This is a genomic window from Pleomorphomonas sp. JP5, from assembly GCF_023721815.1.
In the GTDB taxonomy this organism is placed as follows: Bacteria; Pseudomonadota; Alphaproteobacteria; order Rhizobiales; family Pleomorphomonadaceae; genus Pleomorphomonas.
In genome coordinates this window covers 422,252-442,394 of sequence record NZ_JAMDLI010000022.1, presented here as the reverse complement: position 1 = coordinate 442,394, position 20,143 = coordinate 422,252, and the positions used below count along the sequence as shown (strand labels likewise).

20 protein-coding genes and 1 riboswitch are annotated in these 20,143 nt (G+C 64.2%); of the genes, 10 read left to right on the top strand and 10 right to left on the bottom strand.

Annotated features, from left to right (window positions below; all coding sequences use genetic code 11):
* Window positions 1–96 precede the first annotated feature (96 nt).
* From M4J40_RS21390 to ribH, 7 genes are all read left to right on the top strand, one after another.
* Window positions 97–870, top strand: a complete 774-nt coding sequence (locus M4J40_RS21390) for an ABC transporter permease (protein WP_251756434.1) — start codon at window positions 97–99, stop codon at window positions 868–870.
* A complete protein-coding gene (locus M4J40_RS21385; RefSeq protein ID WP_251756433.1) occupies window positions 863–1,615 on the top strand; it encodes an ABC transporter ATP-binding protein in 753 nt (250 codons plus the stop codon). Before M4J40_RS21390 ends, M4J40_RS21385 begins: the two co-directional genes overlap by 8 nt.
* A complete protein-coding gene (locus tag M4J40_RS21380) occupies window positions 1,612–2,574 on the top strand; it encodes an ABC transporter substrate-binding protein (protein ID WP_251756432.1) in 963 nt (320 codons plus the stop codon). The genes M4J40_RS21385 and M4J40_RS21380 overlap by 4 nt, the downstream gene beginning before the upstream one ends.
* A 116-nt stretch (window positions 2,575–2,690) precedes the next feature.
* Window positions 2,691–2,842: riboswitch (FMN riboswitch) on the top strand.
* Between the two features lie 90 nt (window positions 2,843–2,932).
* Window positions 2,933–3,940 carry a bifunctional diaminohydroxyphosphoribosylaminopyrimidine deaminase/5-amino-6-(5-phosphoribosylamino)uracil reductase RibD gene (gene ribD / locus M4J40_RS21375; protein ID WP_251756431.1) on the top strand — a complete coding sequence of 336 codons (1,008 nt, stop codon included), beginning with the start codon at window positions 2,933–2,935 and terminating at the stop codon, window positions 3,938–3,940.
* A gap of 6 nt (window positions 3,941–3,946) precedes the next feature.
* Window positions 3,947–4,555 carry a riboflavin synthase gene (locus M4J40_RS21370; RefSeq protein ID WP_251756430.1) on the top strand — a complete coding sequence of 203 codons (609 nt, stop codon included), beginning with the start codon at window positions 3,947–3,949 and terminating at the stop codon, window positions 4,553–4,555.
* A complete protein-coding gene (gene ribB / locus M4J40_RS21365) occupies window positions 4,531–5,739 on the top strand; it encodes a 3,4-dihydroxy-2-butanone-4-phosphate synthase (protein WP_251756429.1) in 1,209 nt (402 codons plus the stop codon). Before M4J40_RS21370 ends, ribB begins: the two co-directional genes overlap by 25 nt.
* A gap of 7 nt (window positions 5,740–5,746) precedes the next feature.
* Complete coding sequence (ribH, locus tag M4J40_RS21360; RefSeq protein ID WP_251756428.1) at window positions 5,747–6,202, top strand: 6,7-dimethyl-8-ribityllumazine synthase; 456 nt, start codon at window positions 5,747–5,749, stop codon at window positions 6,200–6,202.
* 60 nt (window positions 6,203–6,262) lie between these two features.
* On the opposite strand, the gene efeO (M4J40_RS21355) is transcribed toward ribH, so the two are convergent.
* The 10 genes from efeO (M4J40_RS21355) to hutF all read right to left on the bottom strand — a co-directional run bounded on the left by efeO (M4J40_RS21355) (window position 6,263) and on the right by hutF (window position 16,900).
* Window positions 6,263–7,081 (bottom strand): iron uptake system protein EfeO, encoded by an 819-nt coding sequence (gene efeO / locus M4J40_RS21355; RefSeq protein ID WP_251756427.1) that lies wholly within the window; start codon window positions 7,079–7,081, stop codon window positions 6,263–6,265.
* 33 nt (window positions 7,082–7,114) lie between these two features.
* On the bottom strand, window positions 7,115–8,422 hold the full coding sequence (gene efeB / locus M4J40_RS21350; RefSeq protein ID WP_251756426.1) for an iron uptake transporter deferrochelatase/peroxidase subunit: 1,308 nt from the start codon (window positions 8,420–8,422) through the stop codon (window positions 7,115–7,117).
* A 5-nt stretch (window positions 8,423–8,427) separates the two neighbouring features.
* A complete protein-coding gene (gene efeO / locus M4J40_RS21345; protein ID WP_251756425.1) occupies window positions 8,428–9,618 on the bottom strand; it encodes an iron uptake system protein EfeO in 1,191 nt (396 codons plus the stop codon).
* A 2-nt stretch (window positions 9,619–9,620) separates the two neighbouring features.
* A complete protein-coding gene (gene efeU / locus M4J40_RS21340; RefSeq protein ID WP_251756424.1) occupies window positions 9,621–10,466 on the bottom strand; it encodes an iron uptake transporter permease EfeU in 846 nt (281 codons plus the stop codon).
* 330 nt (window positions 10,467–10,796) lie between these two features.
* Complete coding sequence (hutH, locus tag M4J40_RS21335) at window positions 10,797–12,278, bottom strand: histidine ammonia-lyase (protein WP_251756423.1); 1,482 nt, start codon at window positions 12,276–12,278, stop codon at window positions 10,797–10,799.
* 7 nt (window positions 12,279–12,285) lie between these two features.
* A complete protein-coding gene (locus tag M4J40_RS21330) occupies window positions 12,286–13,065 on the bottom strand; it encodes an ABC transporter ATP-binding protein (RefSeq protein ID WP_251756422.1) in 780 nt (259 codons plus the stop codon).
* Window positions 13,058–13,795 carry an ABC transporter permease gene (locus M4J40_RS21325; RefSeq protein ID WP_251756421.1) on the bottom strand — a complete coding sequence of 246 codons (738 nt, stop codon included), beginning with the start codon at window positions 13,793–13,795 and terminating at the stop codon, window positions 13,058–13,060. The genes M4J40_RS21330 and M4J40_RS21325 overlap by 8 nt, the downstream gene beginning before the upstream one ends.
* Before the next feature lie 13 nt (window positions 13,796–13,808).
* Complete coding sequence (locus M4J40_RS21320) at window positions 13,809–14,531, bottom strand: ABC transporter permease (protein WP_251756420.1); 723 nt, start codon at window positions 14,529–14,531, stop codon at window positions 13,809–13,811.
* A gap of 77 nt (window positions 14,532–14,608) precedes the next feature.
* A complete protein-coding gene (locus tag M4J40_RS21315; RefSeq protein WP_251756419.1) occupies window positions 14,609–15,445 on the bottom strand; it encodes a transporter substrate-binding domain-containing protein in 837 nt (278 codons plus the stop codon).
* A 78-nt stretch (window positions 15,446–15,523) separates the two neighbouring features.
* Entirely contained in the window at window positions 15,524–16,900 is a 1,377-nt protein-coding gene (gene hutF / locus M4J40_RS21310) for a formimidoylglutamate deiminase (protein WP_251756418.1), read from the bottom strand.
* 108 nt (window positions 16,901–17,008) lie between these two features.
* Between hutF and hutC the strand changes: the two genes are divergently transcribed.
* From hutC to M4J40_RS21295, 3 genes are all read left to right on the top strand, one after another.
* Entirely contained in the window at window positions 17,009–17,746 is a 738-nt protein-coding gene (hutC, locus tag M4J40_RS21305; RefSeq protein WP_251756417.1) for a histidine utilization repressor, read from the top strand.
* Between the two features lie 88 nt (window positions 17,747–17,834).
* A complete protein-coding gene (gene hutU, locus M4J40_RS21300; protein ID WP_251756416.1) occupies window positions 17,835–19,508 on the top strand; it encodes a urocanate hydratase in 1,674 nt (557 codons plus the stop codon).
* Window positions 19,505–20,089, top strand: a complete 585-nt coding sequence (locus tag M4J40_RS21295; protein WP_251756415.1) for a HutD family protein — start codon at window positions 19,505–19,507, stop codon at window positions 20,087–20,089. Before hutU ends, M4J40_RS21295 begins: the two co-directional genes overlap by 4 nt.
* Window positions 20,090–20,143 lie beyond the last annotated feature (54 nt).

Sequence of the window (20,143 nt, the reverse complement as noted above, 5' to 3'; positions counted from 1 at the left end):
CGCTTATTACAAACATCTGAAACCATTTATGATTTGCATTCTCAACAATTCCTCATCACGCTCGACACGCACGACTTTGGACGTATAACAGCCGTCATGCCAGCCCGCCGCATCCTCGTACCAGCCACCGTCTTCGCCAGCGTCATTCTGTTATGGTGGTTGACGCACCAAGCAGGCTGGACCAACGCCTATCTGTTGCCAGCTCCGGCGGCGGTAATCGAGGCTCTTGTCGACCTTGCCGCCTCGGGGCTTCTCGTGAAGCATACGTTGGTCAGCCTCCAGCGCGTTCTGCTCGGCTTTGGCCTGTCGGTGGGGTTGGCCCTGCCGCTTGCGGTGCTGATGTCGGCGAGCCGGCCGGCCCGCGCCGTGCTCGATCCTCTGCTTGAGTTCGCCCGCCAAGTGCCCCCGCTCGCCCTCATCCCGCTTCTGATCCTCTGGCTCGGCATCGGCGAGGCGCAAAAGCTTGGCATCATCGTGCTCGCCTCCTTCTTTCCGGTGTTCCTCGGCTTTCGAGGCGGAATAGACGGCGTTGATACCAAACTGGTCGAGGTCGGCCGCGTCGCCGGCCTCTCGCGGCGCGAAATCCTGACGCGCATCGTCCTACCGTCAGCGCTGCCGGAGCTGGTGGTGGGGCTACGCATCAGCCTTGGCTACAGCTGGCGCGCGCTGGTCGGCGCCGAGCTGATCGCCTCGTCCGCCGGTCTGGGCTACATGATCATCGATGCTGAAAACCTCGCCCGCACCGACATCGTGCTTGCGGGAATCCTGGTGATCGGCGCTATCGGCCTTCTCTCCGATCTTGTGCTCCGCCTCGCCATTGGCCGCGCCTTCCCCTGGCTATCCCCCCATCTGGAGGCCGCCCGTGCTTGAGCTCGACGACGCAAGCCGTCATTACATCGTCGCCGGCCGAACGGTTGCCGCGCTCGACGACGTGACACAACACTTTTCCGACGGTTCGATCACGACCGTGGTCGGCCGCTCCGGCTGCGGAAAGACGACCCTCCTCCGACTTCTCGCCGGCCTGACCGAGCCGAGTTCCGGCAGAGTCCAGCGCGCGCCTTCCCATAGCATCGGCGTCGTCTTTCAGGAGGCTAGGCTGATGCCCTGGCTGGACGTTGCCGCCAACGTCGCCTTTCCCCTGAAGAAGCGGCTGAGCGAGGCCGAGATCGCCGATCGCGTGTCGGACTCTCTTTCACTGGTGGGGCTCACCGAGGCAAGACGCGCCCTGCCTTCACAACTCTCCGGCGGCATGGCGCAACGTGTCGCCATCGCCCGCGCACTGGCGCAGCACCCCGACATTCTGCTTCTCGACGAGCCGTTCTCCGCTCTCGACGCCTTCACGCGCCGTCGTCTGCAAGGTGTCCTGATCGATATCTGGCAGGAGCGTCGACCGACGGTGGTGCTCGTTACCCACGATGTCGAGGAAGCGGTACTGCTTGGTGAGAGCGTGATCGAAATGGAGTCGGGCCGGGTGGTCGGTCGGGTTCCCCTCGACATTCCATTTCCGCGCGAAGCGACCGACCCGGCCGTGGTCGACTATCGACGCCGAATTCTCGCCCGCCTCGTCGACGGCGCTCCATTCAGTTCCATACAAAACCCCAGGAGGAATCCATGAAATCAATCGTCCGCCTCGCTCTCGGCGCGGCTCTTGTCGCAAGCGCACTTTCACCCGCTGGCGCTGCCGACCTCGAAACTCTTCGCGTCACCTACGTGACGGCGCCGTTCAACGTGCCGTCGATCGTCGACAAGCACGAGGGATTCCTCGAAGCCGATTTCGGCGCCAGGGGCATCGCGATCGAACGCCCTGAAATTACCTCAGGCGCCAAGCAGACCGAGGCCATCGCCGCCGACGCCATCGACGTCGCCTCCGTCCTGGGCGGAGCTTCGGCCATCCTCGCCAAAGCCAATGGCGTGGACGTCCGCATCATCGCCGTCTACTCGCGCTCTCCCAAGGCGTTCGCTCTGATGACCCGCGCTGACGGCCCCACAACGCTGGCCGACCTCAAGGGCAAAAAGATCGCCGGCCCCAAGGGAACGACCCTGCACCAACTCCTGGCGGCCGCGCTTGCCTCCACCGGCCTCACCATCAATGACGTCGACTACATCAACATGGACTTGCCGACGGCCCGCGCCGCCCTGCTCTCCGGCCAGATCGACGTGGCGACACTGGCTGGCAACAACGCCATCGCCGTCGAGAAGGCCGGCGGCAAGACGCTCGCCACCGGCGAAGGCCTCATTCATCCGACCACGGTGATTGCCGCGTCGGGCAAGTTCATCGAAAACCACCCGGATCTGGTCGAGGCCTATCTCGCCACCCATCGCAAAGCACTGGATTTCATTGCCGCCAACACCGAGACGGCGCTGAAGATCGCCGCCGACGAGCAGAAGATCTCGATCGAGGACGCCAAGGCGCAGTTGCCGCTCTACGACTTCACGCCGACGCTGACGGATGCCGACATCGCCAACCTTGAGGCCGACCAGGCTTTCATGATCGATAACGGCATGTTGCCGAAGGATCGGGCGATCGACATTCGCAAGGATCTCGTCGCCCCCATCGCCTTCTCGGCGCAGTAACTCGACGGAGGCCGCGCATCGGACACGTTCCCGTGTGCGGCGCCCTTCGTAAACGATCCGACCTTGCGCGTCCGGACCGTCGTGCCTATGCTTTATGAGCCGCCTTTCATGGCGGCGAACGTTCTCGGGGCGGGGTGAAATTCCCCACCGGCGGTAATCGCGCGAAAGCGCGTCAGCCCGCGAGCGCCCGTTTCCTTTCGGAAGCGGGGTCAGCAGACCCGGTGTGATTCCGGGGCCGACGGTATAGTCCGGATGGTAGAGAACGGCAGATGCCACACGTGCGTCCTCCTGACCGGAGGCGCGCGTAATCGCGTTTGCTCGCGCCCCAAGTGCGTTCGATCGATGGATCGAGGACCGCATGGGCGCACGACACGACCAGACCACACCTTCACTGTCCGGCGGCTTCATTGCCGATGCTTTTGCGCGCGCCATCGCCGCCGCGATGGACCATGCCGGGGCGACCTCTCCCAATCCGCCGGTCGGCTGCGCCATCCTCGACGCCGATGGCAACATCCTTGCTGTCGAAGCGCATCGCAAGGCGGGCGACCTCCATGCCGAGGCGCGAGCCATCGCCACCTGCCGGGCAGCCGGTACGATCGACCGTATTCATACCGTCGTGGTGACCCTGGAGCCGTGTAACCACCACGGACGTACGCCCCCCTGTTCCGAAGCGATCCTGTCGACACCGGCCCGCGAGGTCTGGATCGCGGAAGCCGACCCCAATCCTCGCGTGGAAGGCGGCGGAGCCCACCGCCTCGCGGCGGCCAACCTCTCGGTCCGCTTCCTTTCTGAACTCGATCATCCGGATGCTGCGCGCCTTTCCGCCGAAGCCGAGCGCCTGATCGCCCCCTTCGCCACCTGGGTGACGACCGGCCGCTCCTTCGTCACGATCAAGCAAGCACTCGACGAGACGGGATCGATGATCCCTCCGCCCGGCCACCGAACCTTCACTTCGGAAGCCTCGCTGACGCTGGCCCATCGTATGCGCCGACGCGCCGACGCCATCTTGACCGGCAGTGGAACCATCCTGGCCGACCGTCCGGAGTTCACCGTCCGCCACCTCCCCGACCATCCCGACAAGAGCCGCATCCTCGCCATCCTCGACCGATCGGGCCAAGTGCCAGCCGACTACCTGGCTGAGGCGATCCGGCGCGGTCTGCGCCCCATGCTGTTCAACGACATTGGCGACGCTCTCACGCGCCTCGGCAACGAAGGCGTTCACGAAGTGCTGGTCGAAGCCGGCCCCGCACTGACCGGTGCCATCCTCGCCGCCGGCCTCTGGGACGAGCACGTCGTCATCCAGAGGACCCGATCCGACCTTCCCGATCAGATCACCGTTTCCCGTAACCGCACCAAGAAAGGCTAAAATCCCATGTTCTCCGGCATCATTGCCCGGACCGTCGCCGTCCAGACCGCCACCGCAACCGGCGGCTCGCTGGTGGTGACCATCCCCACCGGCTGGTCCGACCTCGAACTCGGCGAAAGCATCGCCGTCAATGGCGTCTGTCTCACCGTCACCGAAATGGACGAGGACGGCACGGCTCGTTTTTTCCTGTCGCCCGAGACGCTATCGCGCTCCAACCTCGGTCGCCTTGCCACCGGTTCGGTCGTCAACCTCGAGCGATCCGTGGCGCTCGCCGACCGGCTATCCGGCCACATGGTCCAAGGCCACGTCGACGGCAAGGCGACACTTATCGCCGTGACACCCGACAGCGATGCCCGGCGGCTTGAGTTCGATCTGCCGCCCGAGCTTGCACGCTACTGCGTCGAGAAAGGCTCGATCTCTCTCAACGGCATCAGCCTGACCATCAACAGCATCGAGCCGTCAGACGATGGCGCCCGCATCGGCATCACCATCATTCCCCACACCTGGGACAACACCAACCTCTCCTCCGCCGCTCTCGGCGACGAGATCAATGTCGAAGTCGACGTCATCGCCAAATATGTGGAGGCCCTATGCAAGCCCTATCTCGCGCACTGAACCGGCTGAAGGCCGGCGGCATGGTCCTGCTCGTCGATGACGAGGATCGGGAGAACGAGGGCGACCTCGTCGTCGCCGCCGAGTTCGCGACACCTGAAGCCATCGCCTTCATGGCCAAGAAGGCCTGTGGGCTGATCTGCCTGGCGCTGACCGGCGAGCAGATCGACCGCCTCGGCCTTTCTCCGATGGTGGCGATGAACCGCGCCCGCCGCTCCACCGCCTTCACGGTCTCCATCGAGGCGCGCGAGGGCATTACCACCGGCATATCGGCCTACGACCGGGCGCATACGATCCGCGTCGCAGCCGATCCTGCGGTGGCGCCCGGCGCCATCGTGTCGCCCGGCCATGTCTTCCCGTTGCGCGCGGCCGACGGCGGCGTTCTCGCCCGCAACGGCCATACGGAAGGGGCAATCGATCTCGTTCGCCTCGCCGGCCTGTCTCCGGCGGCCGTCATCTGCGAGGTCATGGGCGAAAGCGGCCACATGGCGCGCCGGCCTGAACTCGACGCTTTCGCCAGGGAGCACGATATCCCCGTGCTCACCATCGCCGAACTGGTCGAGCATCGGTGGGCAACCGAGCCGCTGGTCGAGGAGGTGGCAAGCGCCGACCTTCCGACCGCCTACGCCGATGGCGTGCTGCGCGTCCACGCCTTCCGCAGCCTCGTCGACGGGGAAGAGCATCTGGCCATCGTCCGCCGCCCGTTGGGCAGCACACCGCTGGTCCGCGTGCACTCGGAGTGCCTGACCGGCGATGCGCTCGGATCGCTCCGCTGTGACTGTGGCCCCCAGCTTCATGAAGCGCAAAGGCTCGTCTCGGAAGATCCCGACGGCGGCGTGGTCATCTATCTGCGTGGTCAGGAAGGGCGCGGCATTGGACTCGCCAACAAGATCCGCGCTTATGCGCTGCAGGACGGCGGCCTCGACACGCTCGACGCCAACACCGCCCTCGGCTTGCCGGCCGATGCCCGCCACTACGGCATCGCCGCCCAAATCCTGAAAGCGCTAGGCATCGACCGTCTGCGCCTGCTCTCCAACAACCCTGCCAAGGTGGAAGCACTATCGAGCTACGGCGTCGTCGTTGCCGACCAGGTGCCACTCGTCATCCCACCCAACCCGTTCAACCGCACCTACCTCGCCACCAAGGGCAGGCGTTTCGGCCACAGCCTTTGCCAGCATGACTCCTGAGGACACAATGACAAAATCCCCCACCCCGCCCCGTCTCGCCGTCGTCGTCAGCCGCTTCAATCCCGAGGTGACCGAAGGTCTGCTCGCCGGCACGCGGCGCGAACTCGACGAACGCGGCGTGCCGCTTGCTGACGCCGACGTGTTCCATGCGCCGGGCGCCTTCGAAATCCCACTGCTCGCCCAGACGCTGGCCAAGACAGGTCGCTATGCCGGCGTCATCTGCCTGGGCTGCGTCATCAAGGGCGACACGGCGCATTTCGAATTCATCAGCCTCGGCGCCGCGACCGGACTGATGCAGGCAACGCTCGCCACCGGCGTGCCGATCACCTTCGGCATCCTCACCACCTATACGGATGAGCAGGCCCTGCTGCGCAGTCGCGACGATGCGGCGAACAAGGGACGAGAGGCGGCCGCGGCCTGCGTCGAGGCGCTGGCAACGATTGTGAAAATCAGGGCCGCGTGACCCCAAATGCAAAGGCGGCGGCCACCCGGACCGCCGCCTCGCTTTTCCACCCGGAAAGCGTCAGTCGAGACCGAGCTTGCCGCGCAGTGTCGAGAGATCCTCGGCAAGCGTGTTGACCGCCGCCGCCAGCACCTTGCGGTCATCGTCGGTCAGCTTGTCGTAGGTGACATAGCCGTCGCCGTCCTTGTACTTGGCGAGCGTCGTATCGACCGTCTCGAAGTTGGCGTCCACCGTCTTCAGGAAGTCGGCTTCCTTGTCGGCGATCAGCGGTCGCACCAGATCGACGATCTTGCGCGCGCCATCGAAGTTGCCACGGAAGTCCCAGAGGTCGGTGTGGCTGTAGCGATCTTCCTCGCCGGAGATCTTGGTGGCAGCCACCTCTTCCATCAGCACGGCAGCGCCGCCGACAACCTTCTCGGGCGGGAAGGTCAGCGAGGCGATGCGCCCCTCGAGTTCCTTGACATCGGCGAGCAGCTTGTCGGCCACCGGAGCAAGGCCCTCGGTGGAGTTCTTCTCCCACAAACCGTACTCGATGCGATGGAAGCCGGGGAACTCCGGATCGGCCTCAGCCTTCTCATAGTCGTCGGCCCGCGAGTCGATGGACGCGTCGAGGTCGGAGAACAGCTCGGCGATCGGCTCGATCGCCTCATAGGAAAGACGGGTCGGCGCGAAGAGCTCCTTGGCCTTGTCGACCTCGCCAGCCTTCACGGCGTCGGTAAAGGCGGTGGTATCCTCGACGAGCTTGGCAAGCTTTTCGGATACGTAGATCTTGTACTCGGCGATCGGCTCGACGAGGTCGAGGCTCGCTTCCTGGGCAAAGGCGCCGGACGAAAGAATGAACGCCAGCGCCGAAGCGCCGACAAGGCCGGACATACGCATGTTTCGGTCTCCCTTTTTGAAATGGATGCGGGTTCAGGCGCCGCGCGCAGCGGCGATCAACGAGCTGCCGACGTAGTCGGAAGCATCGCGAATTCCAGGAAGCGTGTAGAAGAAGCCGCCGCCGACCGGCTTGATGTATTCCTCAAGCGGCTCGCCGTTGAGCTTTCGCTGTACGGTGATGAAGCCGCGCTCGAGGTTCGCCTGATAGCAGATGAACAGAAGCCCCTGATCGAGCTGGCCGGATTGGGTAACCCCGTTCGAGTAGTTGAAAGGCCGCCGGAGAATGATATGGGCTTTCGACGCTTCGTCGCGCGCGTTGGCGAGCCGGATGTGAGCATCCATTGGCGTCGCCTTGCCTTCGGGATCGCTGACATAGTCAGGCACGTCGAACTCACTGCCCTCACGACGATCGAGGGGAGCGCCGGTCATCTTGGTGCGGCCCATGATCCGCTCCTGTTCGCCGAAGGGCGTGCGATCCCAGCGCTCGACGAAGTTTCTGATGATGCGCACGGCCTGATAGCTGCCACCGACCGCCCAGGCCGGCTCACCATCTTCCGGCCCCACCCAGACAACGCGATCCATCTCGGCGACATCAGAGGAGTCCGGGTTGGCAGATCCGTCGCGGAAGCCAAGGAAGTTGCGGGCGCTTTCGGCGCGGCCGTCCGGTCCCGGCGTGATAACCGGCACATTGCCTTCCTGCTTCCATTTCAGGATCATCTGACGGCTGGACGCCTTGATGATGTCTCTCAAGGCATGGATGGTCGTGTCTTGGGTGTTGGCGCAAATCTGGACGGACAGATCGCCGTGGCAAATGTCGGCATCGAGCGCATCATTGGGAAAGCGCATCATCCTCTGAAGATGCTTTGGCCTCAGGGAGGCCAGCCATGGCCGATCATCGAACAGCGACGAGCCGAGCGAGACGGTGATCGTCAGGTTGTCCGGCCGGATCACAGGGCCCAAGAGCCCGGAGTCGGCGGGCGGCAACTTCGGATCCAACGCCGGCACGGGGCCGCCAACCGTCAGGAAGGCTATGCGCTCGGTCAGTGTGCGGAACAATGCCTCCAGCTCGTCGGCGTCCCTTGCCAGCACGTCGAAGCTCGCCACCATGCCGTTCGCCGGGCGCGCATCAACCACGCCAGCCTGGTGACGACCAAGATAAGGAACGCTATCGAGCTGACTGGCGACATTGGCGATCGGCGCGTCGGCGACCGTGTGATGAGCGGTATCGGCCCGAGCAACGCCAGCCAGCGAGCCGCCGAGCGCCGTGGCGCCGAGACCGGACAGCAATCTGCGGCGATCGAGCCCGCGCCGAGGGCGAGTAAGGTCTTTGGAAGACTGCATGCTGGTTACTCCAGACCAAGAGCCGGATTGATCCGGTCGATAGCATCGGCAATGGCAACGAAGGTGGAGGCCAGCCCCTTGCGGGCTTCAGGCGACACCTCCGTATAGGCGACCGGCACAGCGCCCGATCCGGCGAGTTTGCCGAGTTCGGCCCGCGCTGCGGCGAACGCATCCGTCACAGCCTTGGCGACGTCGGGGGATGCCTCGCTTGCAAGTGGCAACAGCAGCGACACCGGCTTCTCGAGCCCGTCGACCGCAGCGGCGAACTCGGCGATGTCGTCGCCGGCGTAGAGACTGTCACCGGAGACAACCGCCCCCTCGGCAAGCCGCCGCGCCTCGCGCGACGCATAGCCTGTCAGGTCGGCGGGTTCGAACCTCACCGTCTTCAGACGATCCCGGAGCGCCTCCACGTCGACGATCAGCTTCTCCGCTACGGGGCTGAGATCGGCGACCGAGCTGTTCCGCCAGAGACCGAGCTCGATGCGGTGAAACCCAGTAAATGCCGGGTCCTCTTCGCGGAGAGCCAGATAGGCTGCCACGGGATCGATGGCATTCTCCAGATCGGCAAAGCGCCCGCTCACCGCCTCGACGTGACGATAGGCAGTCCTTGCCTTGGCATAAGCCGACCTTGCCGCCTGAATGTCACCGGACTCGATGGCACTCGAAAGCGCCTTCGCTCCCTGGATCAACTGTCCGGCCTGAAGCGTCAGGTAGACCTTGTACTCCGACAACGGGCCGATGAACGCCTTGAGCGGTGGCTTTGCCCGTTCGGCTTCCGAGTGAGCCGAAGCGGTCACCGTCAGCTTGCCGCGCGGATTCGACAGAAGACCGCAGGTGATGTCGTAAACGCCGGGCTTCAGTCGCGCGGCGAGCTGCGACCGGAAGCCGGGGGCAATGTTCTCGCGTTCCTCGACCACCATGACGCCGTCGAGAATTTCCCACTCGATCGGCCGGTTCGACGCATTCTCGATCTCGAAGACCGTGCGTCCGGCCGGAACCGTCAGGTCCATCGGCTCGCAACTCTTGTCGCCGACGCGAACAGGAATGAGGCCCGCCTCAACGGGGCGCAGGGCCTTTTGCGACGCCAGATAGAAAGCGCCACCACCGGCCAGCGCCAACACACCCGCCCCCAAAAGGGCAACAGTCATCAGTCGCGACGACGGAACGCCGACGCGTTGCGGATCAGGCGGAGACATTCTTACCCCTTTTCGGCCCCGGAGACCGCCGACCCGAGAAAGGCCGGCCGCGCGGGCTTCAGGAACAACACCAGCGTCACGGCGAGGAGCACGACATAGAGCCCCACCTCACCGAGCGTCGGTGCTTCCTGGTAGTTGAACACACCGGACAGAACAGTACCGAGAACGCTCGATACCGGCAGCGTGTCGGACAGATCGTAGACGCGCTCCTGGAGAAGGTTCCAGACACCAGCCTCGTGCAGGCTGCGCAAACTGGCCGCAGCCAGCCCTGCAGCGACCACCAGAATGAAGACACCGGTCCAGCGGAAGAAACGCCTGAGATCGAGGCGAATTCCACCACGATAAAGCGCGTAGCCCAGTACGACGGCGAGCAGGAGGCCAAGGAGCGCACCAACCGGCGCCGAGGCGCCCGGACTCTGTTGGAAGACGGCGAGCAGAAAGAACACCGACTCGAGCCCCTCGCGTCCCACGGCAAAGAAAGTCATGCCGATCAGCGCCCATGTTGCGCCCCTCGGCGCCTGCATGGCGGCGTCGATTGCCCCGTGCAACTCGCCCTTGATCGAGCGAGCGGCTCGACGCATCCAGAACACCATGCTGACAAGGACGATCACCGCCAAGAAGCCGACAATCGCCTCAAACAGCTCCTGTGCCTTCTGGGGAAACTCGGCCGCCATCAGTTGCAAAGCTGCGCCAGCGAATAGCGACAGCGCCACGGCAAGCAGCACACCAACCCAAACCACCGGCAGGAAAGCGCCGCGCCCCGTCTGCTTGAGGTAGCTCGCGATGATACCGGTCACCAGCGCAGCTTCTATGCCCTCGCGCAACATGATGAGAAACGGCACCAGCACCCCAGCCTCCTGCAGACCAATAAGATGAATACTGGTTTCAACATTTAGGGTGCGCCTGTCAATAGCACGGTCGGTGTTTTTGCGAGTCACTCGCAAATATGCGTACTTGCACCGATGATCAGCCCGTTGATTCACAACATGAAGAAAAATGGGGCACTTCCGGGGGCGCCATGAATCAACGCATGAGGAAGCCTGGATACCAAGCGGATTCACAACATTAAGAAAAATCAATTAAATGAACAATATCAATATATTCTGTATGTTTTCTAAACCAAATCACGAAGAGAACTGGGTTTCATTGGCCGGCTGATACGCCCTGAAATCAGGCACTCAGTCCGGAAGCACAGCCCGGATGAGATCGGCCGCCCTTGCCATATCGTCGGCAAGCGGACGGTCGTCCTTGTAGGGACCGACGACATCGCGAAGCTGGCGATAGAGGCGATCTGTCCCCTCCGCCCGACCTTCGGAGCGAAACTCATGGGCCTGACCGGCAGTCAGAAGCTCGATGGCAAGGATGGCCTCTGCGTTCTCGATCACCGAAAGCGCCTTTAGGGACGCCGGCGTCGCATGGCTGAGATGGTCCTCCTGCAAAGCGGAGGTAATGCCGCCGTCGAGGCTTGCGGGCAGCGACAGGCGACGGTTCTCGTTGACAAGCGACACCGCCGCATACTGGGCGATCATGAAACCGGAGTTGACGCCGCTGTCAGCGGCAAGGAAGGCCGGCAGTCCACTCACCAGAGGATTGACGAGCCGGTCGAGGCGGCGCTCGGCCATCGCCGCGACCTCGGCCAAGGCAATCGCCAACTGGTCGAGCGCCAGCCCCATGGCAGCTCCGACCGCATGCGCCTCCGAATGCACGCCCGGCATGTCCGGCGTACCGACGATGGCCGGATTGTCCGATACCGACGCAAGCTCTCGCTCGACGACATCGGCAACCACCGCGAATGCGTCACGCGCCGCCCCATGGACATGCGGCACGGCCCGCAACGAAAGAGCATCCTGCGTCTTGCGACCGGCACCGGCGGCGACAATACCGCTGCCGGCGAGCCGATCGCGCAGGCATGCACCGACGGATTGCAGAGAGGGCGATGCCCTGAGCGACAGGGCGGCCGGATCGAAGGCCGCCGGATTTCCCATCAGCGCCTCGATGGTCAGGGCGGCGATGGCATCCGCCCACTCCAGTATCCGCTCGCCACGCTTCAAGGCCAGTGACGCCAGACCGCTGGCGCAAGGGATTCCATTGACCAGCGACAGGCCTTCCTTGGCCGCGAGTTCGAGTGGAGCAAGGTCGGCGGCGACCAGCGCCTCGGCACCGGTGACGATCCTCTCCCCCACGCGCGCCCGGCCGGAACCAATGAGCACCAACGCGATATGCGCCATGTGGCTGAGATAGCCGACCGACCCCTTGGCAGGCACAACCGGCGTCACGTCGGCGTTGAGCAGCCCCGCCAACGCCTCGACCACCTCAAGTCTCACGCCGGAGTGGCCGAGCGAGTAATTGCTTACGGCGGTCGCCATGATGGCGCGCGTCTCGACGATCCCGAGCGGCGCACCGATGCCAGTGGCATGGCTCATGAGGATGTTGTGCGACAGCTGCCGCTGCAAAGGTCGATCCACCACCACGTCGCAAAGAGCCCCGACGCCGGTGTTGACGCCATAGGCCCGGATACCGCGATCGACGATTGCCTCGACAATCGCGCGAGCTTCCGAAATGCGTCGCTTCGCCGCCTCTCCCAGACGAAGATGCGCGCCCTCGGCAACGGCGGCGATGTCGCGCCAGCCGAGATGGGTTTCGACGACGATGTCGGTCATGGCGCCCTCAGGCCTGGAAGTTACCGATAAACTGCCGGAAGCGTTCGGACTCGGAGTTGGTGAAGATGTCCTCGGGCGCACCGTCGGCTTCGACGACGCCCTCGTGCAGGAACATCACCCGGTCGGAGACGTTGCGGGCAAAGGCCATCTCGTGGGTCACCACCAGCATCGTCCGCCCCTCTTCGGCGAGCGAGCGCATGACCTTCAGCACCTCGCCGACGAGCTCCGGATCGAGCGCCGAGGTCGGCTCGTCGAACAGCAGCGCCTTCGGCTGCATGGCCAGAGCCCGGGCGATGGCTGCACGCTGCTGCTGGCCGCCGGACAGATGGGCGGGGTAATAATTCCGTCGCTCGGCGAGACCGACCTTCTCCAGCAGAGCCTCCGCCTCGGCGATGCATTCCGCCTTGGGGCGCTTCAGGACGTGTACCGGCCCCTCGATTAGGTTTTGAAGCACCGTCATGTGGGACCAGAGATTGAAGCTCTGGAACACCATGGCGAGCTCGGACCTGATGCGGTCGACCTGCTTGCGGTCGGCCGGCATCAGAGAGCCCGTACGGTTCCGTTTCATGGCAATGGTCTCGCCGGCAACCGTGATCTCGCCCTCATCGGGCGTTTCAAGCAGGTTGATGCAGCGCAGGAACGTGCTCTTGCCCGACCCGGAAGCGCCAAGGATGGAGATCACGTCGCCATCCTGAGCGTCGAGCGAAATGCCGCGCAACACCTCGTGCTGGCCAAAGGACTTGTGAATGTTGCGGACCGAAATTGCCGGTACCGGAGCGTCAGCCATGAACCTCTCCTTGGCGTCCGCCGTCGCTGGCCGAAACCGGCCGCTCCCTGAGGTGCGGCGACAGTCGGTATTCGACGAGCGCCATCAGGCGGACAATGATGAAGTTGATCAGAAGATAGATCAGCGTCGCAACCAGGAACACCTCCATGGTGCGATAGGTCTGTGAAATCAGGCGCTGAGCTGTGCCGGTTACCTCCCAGACGGTGACGAGGCTGGCGAGCGCCGTCGACTTCACCATCAGGATGATCTCGGTCGAGTAGGCCGGCAGGGCCTGCCGGACGGCGATCGGTGCGATGATGCGCCGGAACAGCAAAAGACCGGACATGCCGGCCGCCCTTCCAGCCTCGATCTCGCGAGACGGCACGGCCTGCAAGCCGCCGCGCATGATCTCCGCCTGGTAGCCTGCGGTGCAGAGCGCCAGCGCCAACACGGCGCAGGAGAATGGATCGCGCAGCACCGGCCAGAACAGGCTGTGCCGAACGGCGGGGAATTGCCCGAGACCGTAGTAGATCAGGAACATCTGGATGAGGAGCGGCGAGCCGCGAAACACGAAAACGTAGGCGCGGGCAAAGGCCGACAGCAACGGCCCTCCCGAAACCCGGCAATAGGTGATGCCCAGCGCGAAGACCGCGCCCAGGCTGACCGAACAGGCGAACAGCCCCAGCGTCATCGGCACCGCGGCGACCAGCTTGACGAAAGTGGAGAGGAGAAAGGCGACATCGAAACTCATGGTGCCCTCCTCCCTAGCGCCGACCGAGACTGTGGCGGAAGCTTCTGGCGACGCGTCGCTCGGCGAAACCGAAGACGCGGTCGGACAGCGTCGTCAGCACGAGATAGAGCGCCCCACCGACGATGAAGAACAGAAAGTATTGCTTGGTGGAGCCGGCGGCGATCTGGGAGGTTCGCATCAGCTCGGCAAGGCCCGTCACCGACACCAGGGTCGAGTCCTTGAGACTGAGCTGCCAGACATTGCCGAGCCCCGGCAGCGAGAATCGAAGAATTTGCGGCGCCAAGATGCGACGGAAGCGCAACATCGTCCCCATGCCGATCGAACGAGCAGCGTCGAGTTCGCCCCGAGAGACCGCCTGATACGCGCCGCGATAGACTTCCGCCTGATAGGCGCCGGAGATCAACCCCACGGCAATGGCGCCAGCCAGAAAGGAGGGCAGCCCCAGGAATCCCTCGTAGTTGAGCCATTGCCCGATGGCGGTGACCGCCTGCGAACCACCGAAATAGACGAGATAGATGATCAGAAGTTCCGGCGCGCCCCGAAACACCGTGGTGTAGGCATCGCCAAGCCAGCGCGCCGGGCGAGACGCCGACAGTTTGGCCGCAGAAATGATGGCGCCGAGCAGCGCTCCGATTGCAAGCGACGCGGCGGTGACGGCCAGCGTCATGCCCGTAGCCCACAGGAGAATGGCGCCCCGGCCATGCTCACCGAAGCCGATCAGGTCAATCCAGGACATCAAGGCTCTCCGTCGGCGCTCCCGGACCCTTTAGCGGATCGTATCCGCCATCACCAGTCCGGGAGCTTCCTGTCACATCAGGGGGTGACGTCGACCTTCAACCACTTCTCCGACAGCTTCTTCACGGTGCCGTCGGCGACGGCGGCCTTGATCGCCTCGTCGAACAGCGCCTTCAGCTCCGGATCGGACTTGCGGATGCCGAGACCTTCTCCCTCGCCCCAGATCGGACCGGCGATTTCGGGGCCGGTGAAGGCCAGATCGGCATTGTCGGCGCTCTCGAAGGCGCCCAGGAAGTAAGTGGCATCATCGAAGCCGGCATCGATGCGACCAGCCGAGAGGTCGAGATCGCGCTCGGCCGAGGTCTTGTACTCCTTGATCTCGGCAACGTCCTTGAAGTTGTCGTAGATGAAACCGGCATAGACCGTCGAAGCCTGGATGCCGATGATCTTGCCGGTCAACGCCTTCTTGAGCGTCTCGACGGCATCGCCCCCATCCATGGTGCCCGCGAGCTTGATCACCGAACCGGTGCCCGCAAGGTTGGCAAGGTCGCTATCCTTGGGCGCGGCGAAGACGGCGGGCGTCGCGGCGTAGGGAACGGTGAAATCGATCACCTCCTTGCGCTCCGGAGTGATCGACAACGCATCCATGATGACGTCGAACTTGCCGGCATTGAGCGCGGTGATCATGCCGTCCCAGTCCTGCGAGATCAGCGTGCATTTCAACTTGGCATGGGCACAAAGATACTCTGTAAGGTCGGGCTCGAAACCGACGATCTTGCCGTTGGCGTCGGTCAGGTTCCAGGGCGCATAGGCGCCCTCGAGCGCGATCGTGACTTCCGTCCAGTCCTTGGCCGATGCCGGCACGGCCAGCACGGCGAACAAGGTGGATGCGGCAACAAGACTGCGAAGACTCATGGTGTTCTCCTCTGGTTTTGCGAAGCACTCCGGCTTCTTCTGTACTCTCGTCACATCTACCGCATGCCGGCTGGCTTTTCATGCCCTAAGGCGAGCGAGCGCCGCGCCGAATGCCCGGTCGATCTTTTCCTCCTCGGGGTGGCGGCCATCCTCCACCAGCCAGCGGCCTCCGATCATCACGTCGCGCACGACCGGCCCCAATCCACCGAAAATCCAGCGATCGAGAATCGCGTCGCCGTCCACCGAAGCCAGATACGGCGAACGGTCGTCCAACACCACGAGATCTGCGGGCGCACCCTCTGAAAGCCCGTCCCCCGCGACACCCGCCGCCTGAGCGCCGCCGGCAAGCGCGCGATCGAACAGCGTACGACCAACCGACGCGCCCGGCCGCCCGGCCATTCGATTCCGACGACGTTCACGCAGCCGCTGCCCATACTCAAGTAAGCGCAACTCGTCGGCAACCGACGTGGCGACGTGGCTGTCCGTGCCAATGCCGAAACGCCCATCGACGGAAAGGAAGTCGGAGCCGGGAAAGATGCCGTCACCGAGATCCGCCTCGGTCGTCGGGCAGAGACCGACGACGGCGCCTGAGCCGGCAATCATTGCCATCTCGACGTCGGTAACGTGGGTCGCGTGAACCAGGCACCAGCGCTCGTCGACATCGGCCATGTCATAGAGCCGCTCGACCGGGCGTCGCCCCGAATGAGCAAGGGAAGCCGACACCTCTCCCTCCTGCTCGGCCACATGGATGTGAATGGGCGCATGTTCCGGCACCGCCTTCATGATGGCCGCGATCTCGTCGCCGGTCACGGCTCTCAGGGAATGAAAGGCAAGGCCGAGCCTCGCGCCGATCGCACGACACGGCTCGACAAGACCATGCAGCAGCGTCAGAAAGCCGTCGACGTCGTGAATGAACCGGCGCTGGCCGGCAGTCGGCGCCGCTCCGCCGAAGTCCGAGTGAGCATAGAACACCGGCAGCAGGGTCAGCCCGATGCCGGATTGTTCCGCGGCCCGCAGCATCGCCAGCGACATGTCGGCCGGTTCGCCATAGGGACGACCGTCCGGACCATGATGAAGGTAGTGGAACTCGGCAACGCGCCCGAAGCCGCCCTTCAGCAACTCCATCTGCAGTTTGGCCGCGATCGCCACGACGTCATCGGGCGTCAGCAGTGACACCAGCCGGTACATTTCCTCGCGCCAGGTCCAGAAGCTGTCGTCCCCCTGCCCTGCAACGTCCGTCAGTCCGGCCATGGCGCGCTGGAAGGCGTGCGAATGGAGATTGGCCACCGCCGGGATGACCGGTCCGCCAAGCCGCTTGGCGTCGCCCGCATCGGCCTGACGTTCGATCGAGACGATCCGCCCGTCGACGTCAACGGCAAAGACGACGTCTTCGGCCCAGCCATCAATCAGCAAGGCTCTTTCGGCGAAAAGTAATTGATGGTTATCTGTTACCATCTTGTTCGCGAAACCTCACGCTTGTACATACAAGCACTGTAGAGGAAAATTCTTAGGCCGCAAGCCGAATCCATTCGCCTCTGACCATTTTTAGGGAGTGCCTAGAAAATGAGCGACGTCAGCGAACGTCAAGGTGGGACTCCCCCGCACTATGCCATGGTCAAACAGATGATTCTCGGACGGATCGGTAGCGGCGAATGGCCCGCCCGCCATCGCATCCCTTCCGAGAACGAGCTTGTCGCCACGCTCGGCCTCAGCCGGATGACCATCAACCGGGCACTGCGCGAGCTTGCGGCAGACGGTGTCCTGCTGCGCATCCAGGGACTTGGAACCTTCGTCGCCGAGGGCAAGAGCCAGACCTCCGTGTTCAAGGTGCGCAACATCGCCGACGAAATCCGCGAGCGCGGCCACGCCCACGCGGCGCAGACCGTGATGAAAGACGAGGTGAAGGCGACACCCGAGCTTGCCGACGAGTTGGGCGTGGAACTCGGCGTTCCCGTCTACCATTCGCTGGTCATCCACCTCGAGAACGACATCCCGGTCCAGCTCGAAGACAGATATGTCAATCCGACCCTGGCCCCGGACTATCTTGCTCAAGACTTTTCCGCCCGCACACCTAACAGCTATCTGAGCGCCGTGGCGCCCTGGACAACGGTCGAACATACGGTCGAGGCCGTTCTTCCCGCCTCCTGGGAGGCCAAGCTTCTGGCCATTGCTCGCGGAGACCCCTGCCTGCTGATCCGACGTCGCACCTTCTCGGGCGAGCGGGTCGTCACCTCGGTGCGCCTGCTGATGCCAGGCGGGCGCAGTCGCATCGAGAGCCGGCAGACCGCAGGCTCGGCCTGAGGGCACTCCCCAAAGGCCCATTACCCTCTCCATTGACACTTGCCCGTGCCGGTGCTTCTATCTTGTATAGACAAGACAGGGGATCATCATGCCGAGCAACACGCGATATCGTGACGTGGAAATCCGCGCACCCAGGGGCACCACGCTTCGGGCCAAGAGCTGGCTGACGGAGGCGCCGCTCCGCATGCTGATGAACAACCTCGATCCCGATGTCGCCGAGAACCCAAAGGAACTGGTTGTCTATGGTGGCATCGGTCGCGCCGCCCGCGACTGGGAGTGCTTCGACACCATCATCAGTACGCTCGAGCGCCTCGAAGACGACGAAACTCTGCTCGTCCAGTCCGGCAAGCCGGTCGGGGTGTTCCGCACGCACAAGGACGCGCCGCGCGTCCTGATCGCCAACTCGAATCTGGTCCCCAACTGGGCGAACTGGCAGCACTTCAACAAGCTCGATGCCGAGGGACTGATGATGTACGGCCAGATGACGGCCGGCTCGTGGATTTACATCGGCGCGCAGGGTATCGTGCAGGGCACCTACGAGACCTTCGTGGAGGCCGGGCGCCAGCACTATGACGGCGACCTCAAGGGGCGCTGGGTGCTGACATCAGGCCTCGGCGGCATGGGCGGCGCCCAACCGCTTGCCGCCGTGATGGCAGGCGCCTGCGCGCTGGTCGTCGAGTGCCAGCAGTCGCGCATCGATTTCCGCCTGCGAACCCGCTACGTCGACAAGCAGGCGAAGGACCTCGACGACGCGCTGCGCCTCGTCGCCGAGCATACCGGTAAAGGCGAAGCCGTCTCCATCGCCCTGCTCGGCAATGCCGCCGACGTGCTGCCGGAGCTGGTTCGGCGCGGCGTGCGGCCCGACCTCGTCACCGACCAGACATCGGCCCACGACCCGCTCAACGGCTACCTTCCGTCCGGCTGGACCTGGGAAGAGTATCGCGAGCGTGCCAAGGTCGAACCCGAGACGGTGATCGCCGCCGCCACGGCTTCGATACGAGAGCACGTCCGCGCCATGCTCGATTTCCAGACGCTCGGCGTCCCCGTCTTCGATTACGGCAACAACATCCGCCAGCGCGCCTTCGATGCCGGCGAAAAGAATGCCTTTGCCTTCCCCGGCTTCGTCCCGGCCTATATCCGGCCAATGTTCTGCCGGGGCATCGGACCGTTCCGCTGGGCCGCGCTATCGGGAGATCCGGCAGACATCGCCGCGACCGACGCAAAGGTCAAGGAACTGCTGCCCGACAATCCGCACCTTCACAACTGGCTCGACATGGCCGCCGAGCGCATCGCCTTCCAGGGCCTGCCCGCTCGCATCTGCTGGGTCGGGCTCGGCGCCCGCGCCCGCCTCGGCCTCGCTTTCAACGAGATGGTCCGGCAGGGTATCGTCAAGGCGCCGATCGTCATCGGCCGCGACCACCTCGACAGTGGCTCGGTCGCTTCGCCGAACCGCGAAACGGAGGCAATGCGCGATGGGTCCGACGCCGTCTCCGACTGGCCGCTCCTCAACGCGCTGCTCAACACTGCTTCCGGCGCAACCTGGGTGTCGCTGCACCACGGCGGCGGCGTCGGCATGGGCTTCTCGCAACATGCGGGCATGGTGATCGTCTGCGACGGCAGCGAGGATGCCGACCGGCGTATCGCCCGCGTCCTGCACAACGATCCGGCGACGGGCGTGATGCGCCACGCCGACGCCGGTTACGACATCGCCGTCGAATGCGCTCGCGAGAAGGATCTCGACCTGCCGATGCTCGGGAAATGAGCATCCGGCTTCTGACGGCGACCGAGTTCCGTCGCCTGCCCTGGCAGAACGGTCGAGGCACGACGCTGGAGCTCGTGCGTCAGGACGACGCGACAGGCGCCCTGCTCTGGCGCCTGTCGGTTGCCGATGTGATCGAGCCCGGCCCCTTCTCGCCGCTTCCCGGCATCGACCGGGTGATCACCCTGATAGATGGCGAGGGCTTCGATCTCGACTTTGCCGGTTCGAGACAGAGCGTCTCACTGCGATCGTTCGAACCGCTGGCATTTTCGGGCGATTGGCGGACGACCGCCACGGTCGTTCGCGGCCCGTCACGCGACTTCAACGTGATGACGGCGCGCGACAAGGTTGCCGCCAAGGTCGAGGTTGCTGGAGCCGGCCTAGCTCCCGCCGAGCTTGCCTATGTCTTCGCCGCAGGCGGCGGCGTCACGGTGAATGCCGGAAAAACCACGATACGGGCCGAGGCGGGCGAGCTGGTCGAATGCCGAGAAAGCGGGCCTGTACGGGTGGAGTGCGACGAGCCGGGAACCGCTCTCGCCGTTCGTCTGGACCGGATCGACGGCGAGGCTATGCCAACGGAGTGACTGCGCGCGATGCGTATTGGCACGAAGACGTTACTCGCGGCATGGATGCTGGAA